Origin of the sequence: Microbispora sp. CL1-1 (assembly GCF_012034195.1) — a bacterium.
In the GTDB taxonomy this organism is placed as follows: domain Bacteria; phylum Actinomycetota; class Actinomycetes; order Streptosporangiales; family Streptosporangiaceae; genus Microbispora.
Genome location: NZ_JAATEK010000097.1, coordinates 1 through 4,493, shown reverse-complemented (window position 1 = coordinate 4,493; position 4,493 = coordinate 1). Strand labels below are relative to the sequence as shown.

The following is a 4,493-nucleotide window of genomic DNA, read 5'->3' as shown; positions in this document are numbered from 1 at the left end:
CGTGGCCGTGATCGCCGGTGGGGTGTTCAACAGCGGCATCCTCGCCGGAGGCGCCACCTACGACTACGACGCCGCCCCACCCGCCGTCGTCGAACGCGCACGAGAGCTGGGACGCATCTGCGCCTCCCACGGCGTGCCGCTCCCCGCCGCCGCCCTGCGCTTCCCCCACCGCCACCCCGCCGTCACCACCATCCTGATCGGCGCACGCAGCGCGGACGAGATCGCCGAGGACCTGGCGCTGGCGGCGGCGGACATCCCGGACGCGCTCTGGGAGGACCTGGACCATGCGGGTTGATCTCGCCTACGGCACCGGCGGCCTGGTCGTGGACCTGCCGGACGACCGGACCACGGTCATCGCGCCGGTCGCCCGGCCCGCCGTGCCGGACGAGGCCGCCGAGCTGCGCCGGGCCCTGCGCGAACCCGTCGCGGGCCCCCCGCTGCGTGAGCGGGTGCGTCCCGGCCAGACGGTGGCGATCTCCGCCTGCGACGGCACGAGGCCCCAGCCGCGGCACCTGATGATCCCGGCGATCCTGGCCGAGCTGGACGGGATCATCGACCTGGACGACGTCGTGATCCTCGTGGCCACCGGCACCCACCGCGGCAACAGCGACGCCGAGCTGCGCGCGATGTTCGGCGACCAGGTCGTGGACGCCGTGCGGATCGTCAACCACGACGCGCGCGACGCGTCGTCGCTGAGGTGGATGGGCCGCCACGGCAAGGACGTGCCGGTCTGGCTCAACCGCGAGTGGACCGACGCCGACGTGCGGATCACGACCGGTTTCGTCGAGCCGCACTTCTTCGCCGGGTTCTCCGGCGGCCCGAAACTGGTCGCGCCCGGGCTCGCCGCCCTGGAGACCGTGCTCACGCTGCACGACGCGGCCCGCATCGGCGACCCCCGGGCCACCTGGGGCGTCATCCAGGGCAACCCGGTTCACGACGACGTGCGCGCCATCGCCGCCGCGACCGGCGTGACCTTCGCCCTCGACGTCGTGCTCAACCGGGAGCAGCGGATCGTGCGGGCGTTCGGCGGCGACCTGCTGCCGATGCACGCCGCCGCCACGGCCGCCGCCCGCGCCGCCGCGATGCGGCCGGTCCGCGAGCCCTTCGACGTGGTGGTGACGACGAACGCGGGCTTCCCGCTCGACCAGAACCTCTACCAGTCGGTGAAGGGGATGAGCGCCGCCGCCCAGGTCGTCAAGCCCGGCGGCACCATCGTCTGCGCCGCCGAGTGCCGGGACGGCTTCCCCGGCCACGGCTCCTATCGGGACGTGCTCACCTCCGCCGCCTCTCCGGAGGCGCTGTTCGAGGAGATCTCCCGCCGCACCGAGACCGTGCCCGACCAGTGGCAGGTCCAGATCCAGGCCCGCATCCAGCGGCACGCCCGCGTGATCATGCACACGTCGCATCTGACCGACGCCGACCTGGCCGCCGCCCACCTGGAGCAGACCGGCGACATCGCCGCCACGGTCCGCGCCCTGCCCGGGCGGGTCTGCGTCCTGCCGGAAGGCCCCATGACGATCCCCTACCTCGCCGGAGAGTGACCGTGCCCCAAACCGCCGTGCCCCACACAGCCGTGCCCCACACAGCCGTGCCCCACACCGCCGTGCCGCCGGCCGCCGGATCCGTCACACCGGCATGAGCGAGGCGCTCGACCTCGGCTACGCCCGCGTGGATCTCGGCCGCGAGGCGCGCCAGGGACTGCCCGAGATCGTGTACGGCCCGGGCAAGCGCGTGAGCGAGATCGCCGGGATCGTCACCGCTCTGCTCGGCCGGAACACCGGACCGGTCCTGGTGACACGGGTCGAACCCGGCACGGCCGCCGAGGTGCGCGCGCTCGTCCCCGGCGGCGCGTACGACCCGGACGCCCGGCTGCTGGTCTGGCGGCCGGCGCCGCCGGTCGAGCACACGGTGGCCGTGGTCACGGCGGGAACCTCGGACGGCCCCGTCGCGGTGGAGGCGGCGGCCGTCGCCACCGCGCTCGGCCTGCGGACCGTCATGGTCAGGGACGTCGGCGTGGCCGGGCTGCATCGCGTGCTCGCCGCGGCCGGCGACCTGCGCGCGGCCGACAGCGTGATCGTCGTCGCCGGCATGGAGGGCGCGCTGGCCAGCGTCGTCGGCGGGCTCGTGGAGACCCCGGTGATCGCGGTGCCGACCTCCACCGGATATGGCGCCGCGCTGGAGGGCGTGACGGCCCTGCTGGCCATGCTGACCTCCTGCGCCGCCGGGCTGACCGTGGTGAACATCGACTCCGGCTTCGGCGCCGCGCTCGCGGCCTACCGCCTCACGAGGAGGACGCCCCGGTGATCGTCTATCTCAACCCCTTCACCGGGCTCGCGGGCGACATGCTGCTCGGCGCGCTGCTCGACGCCGGGGCCTCGCTCGACGCCGTACGGCAGGCGGTCGCCGAGACCGGGCTCACCGGCTGGCGGCTCGACGCCGAGCGGGTGCGCACCGGAGCGCTGACCGCCACCCGCGTGCGGATCGAGGTCGCCGACGACGCCACCGAGCGCCCGGCCGCGCGACTGATCACGATGGCGGCCCGGACCGGGCTGACCGTGGCGGAGTCGGCGCTGACCGCGATCGCCGAGGTGGAGGGCGCGCTGCACGGCGTCCCGCCCGCCGAGGTCCACCTGCACGAGCTCGGCGGGCACGACACCCTGATCGACATCGTCGGATGCGCGGCGGCGCTGCGCGATCTCCGGGTGACGCGCGTGCACTCCGCGCCGCTGCCGCTCGGCGGCGGCACCGTGCACACCCGCCACGGCGTGCTGCCCGTTCCGGCTCCCGCCACACTCGCGCTGCTGAAGGGGGCACGGGTGCGGGGCGGGGAGGCGGGAGAGGCGGTCACGCCGACCGGGGCGGCCCTGCTGCACGCCATGCGCACGGTGTACGGCCCGGCTCCGGAGATGACCCTGCGCGCCACCGGCTACGGCGCGGGCGGCCGCGAGCTGCCCGACCGGCCCAACGTGACCGTGGCCATGCTCGGAGAGCCCGTGGCCATGCTCGGAGAGCCCGTGGCCGGGGAGAGCACGCAGATCGTGCTCTCCACGAACCTCGATGACGTCACCGGGGAGGTCCTCGGGCACGTCATCGAGCGTGCCCTCGCGGCGGGCGCGGCGGACGCCTGGGTCACGCCCGCCGTCATGAAGAAGGGACGCCCCGCGCACGTGCTGCACGTCCTCACGCCCCTTGAGCTGGCCGACGACCTGCAGACCCTGGTCTTCGCCGAGACGGGAAGCCTGGGCCTGCGGCGCGGCGTGGTGGAGAAGGTCGCCCTGCCCCGGCACGTCGAGACCATACGCCTGCACGGCCGCGACGTCCGCATGAAGCACGGGCCGTGGGGGGTCAAACCCGAATACGACGACCTGGCCGCGCTGGCCCGGGCGACCGGCCGGCCTTTGCGGGAACTGACACGAGAGGCATTCGACGCGCTGTGACTTCCGACGTGACTCCCCCTGCGACTCCCTCGACGACTCCCCCGGCGGCTCCGGCCGTTCCTTCGGCCGCGACCCGCGTCGACGCGCATCACCACCTGTGGGATCTCTCCCTGCGCCCGCAGACGTGGCTCGATCCCCCGGAGATGGCGCCGATCCGCCGCGACTTCGCCCTGTCCGACTACGCCTCCGCGACGGCCGGAACGGGCATCGGCCGCTCCGTGCTCGTACAGGTGCTGGGCGACGCGACGGAGACGCGCGAGTTCCTGGCCCTGGCGGAGCGGTCGCACACCGTCGCGGCGGTGGTGGGCTGGGCCGACCTCACCCGGCCCGATCTCGCCGACGAGCTGGCCGCCCTGGCCGCCTCTCCCGGCGGCGCCCTGCTGCGCGCGATCCGCCACCTGGTGCAGGGCGAGCCCGACCCGCGCTGGCTGGCCCGCGACGACGTACGCCGGGGGCTTCGGCAGGTCGCGGAGGCCGGGCTCGCCTACGACCTGCTGGTCCTGCCGCACCAATTGCCGGCCGCGATCGAGACCGTGCGTGCCCTGCCCGAGCTGACCTTCGTGCTCGACCACCTCGCGAAACCGCCGATCGCGGCCGGGGGCATCGACCCCTGGGCGGGCCTCATCCGTGAGCTCGCCGCGGAGCCGAACGTCACGGCCAAGCTCTCCGGCCTGATCACCGAGGCGGCGTGGGACGACTGGAACGCCGCCGCGCTTCGCCCGTACGTCGACGTGGCTCTCGACGCGTTCGGCCCGTCTCGTCTCATGTTCGGCTCGGACTGGCCCGTCTGTCTTCTCGCCGGCTCCCTGCCCCTCTGGACCGAGACCGTCTCGGCGCTGCTCACCGATGCCGGGCTGACGGCCGCCGAGCAGGAGGCCGTCTTCCGCGAGACGGCGACCCGGGTCTACCGCCTGGAGGAGTGAGCGCCGGGACGCCGGCCGGACCGCCCGAAGGCGTCCGGCCGGCGTCGGCCGACTCCGGATTCCGCGGGTCAGCGTGCTTCGGTGTCAGGGTGCTTCATGGGTCAGGGTGCTTCGGGGGGCAGGGGGCTTCGGT

At 74.5% G+C, this 4,493-nt stretch carries 5 protein-coding genes; all 5 read left to right on the top strand.

The genetic code is table 11. The features are described 5' to 3' along the window. A partial coding sequence (locus HCK04_RS39945) for an aldo/keto reductase (protein ID WP_185949118.1) occupies positions 1–295 on the top strand: 295 nt, incomplete at its 5' end. After that, positions 285–1,541 carry a nickel-dependent lactate racemase gene (gene larA, locus HCK04_RS39940; RefSeq protein WP_142652721.1) on the top strand — a complete coding sequence of 419 codons (1,257 nt, stop codon included), beginning with the start codon at positions 285–287 and terminating at the stop codon, positions 1,539–1,541. The genes HCK04_RS39945 and larA, both read left to right, overlap by 11 nt. Positions 1,542–1,635: 94 nt before the next feature. After that, positions 1,636–2,304 carry a nickel pincer cofactor biosynthesis protein LarB gene (gene larB, locus HCK04_RS39935; protein WP_142652720.1) on the top strand — a complete coding sequence of 223 codons (669 nt, stop codon included), beginning with the start codon at positions 1,636–1,638 and terminating at the stop codon, positions 2,302–2,304. Then, entirely contained in the window at positions 2,301–3,437 is a 1,137-nt protein-coding gene (larC, locus tag HCK04_RS39930; RefSeq protein WP_142652719.1) for a nickel pincer cofactor biosynthesis protein LarC, read from the top strand. Before larB ends, larC begins: the two co-directional genes overlap by 4 nt. Before the next feature lie 8 nt (positions 3,438–3,445). Then, a complete protein-coding gene (locus tag HCK04_RS39925; RefSeq protein ID WP_142652718.1) occupies positions 3,446–4,360 on the top strand; it encodes an amidohydrolase family protein in 915 nt (304 codons plus the stop codon). The last annotated feature ends 133 nt before the right edge of the window (positions 4,361–4,493 follow it).

Bases quoted from the DNA above. Each gene is read 5' to 3' on its own strand.
- larA (WP_142652721.1), top strand. From the start codon at position 285: ATGCGGGTTGATCTCGCCTACGGCACCGGCGGCCTGGTCGTGGACCTG.
- larB (WP_142652720.1), top strand. From the start codon at position 1,636: ATGAGCGAGGCGCTCGACCTCGGCTACGCCCGCGTGGATCTCGGCCGC.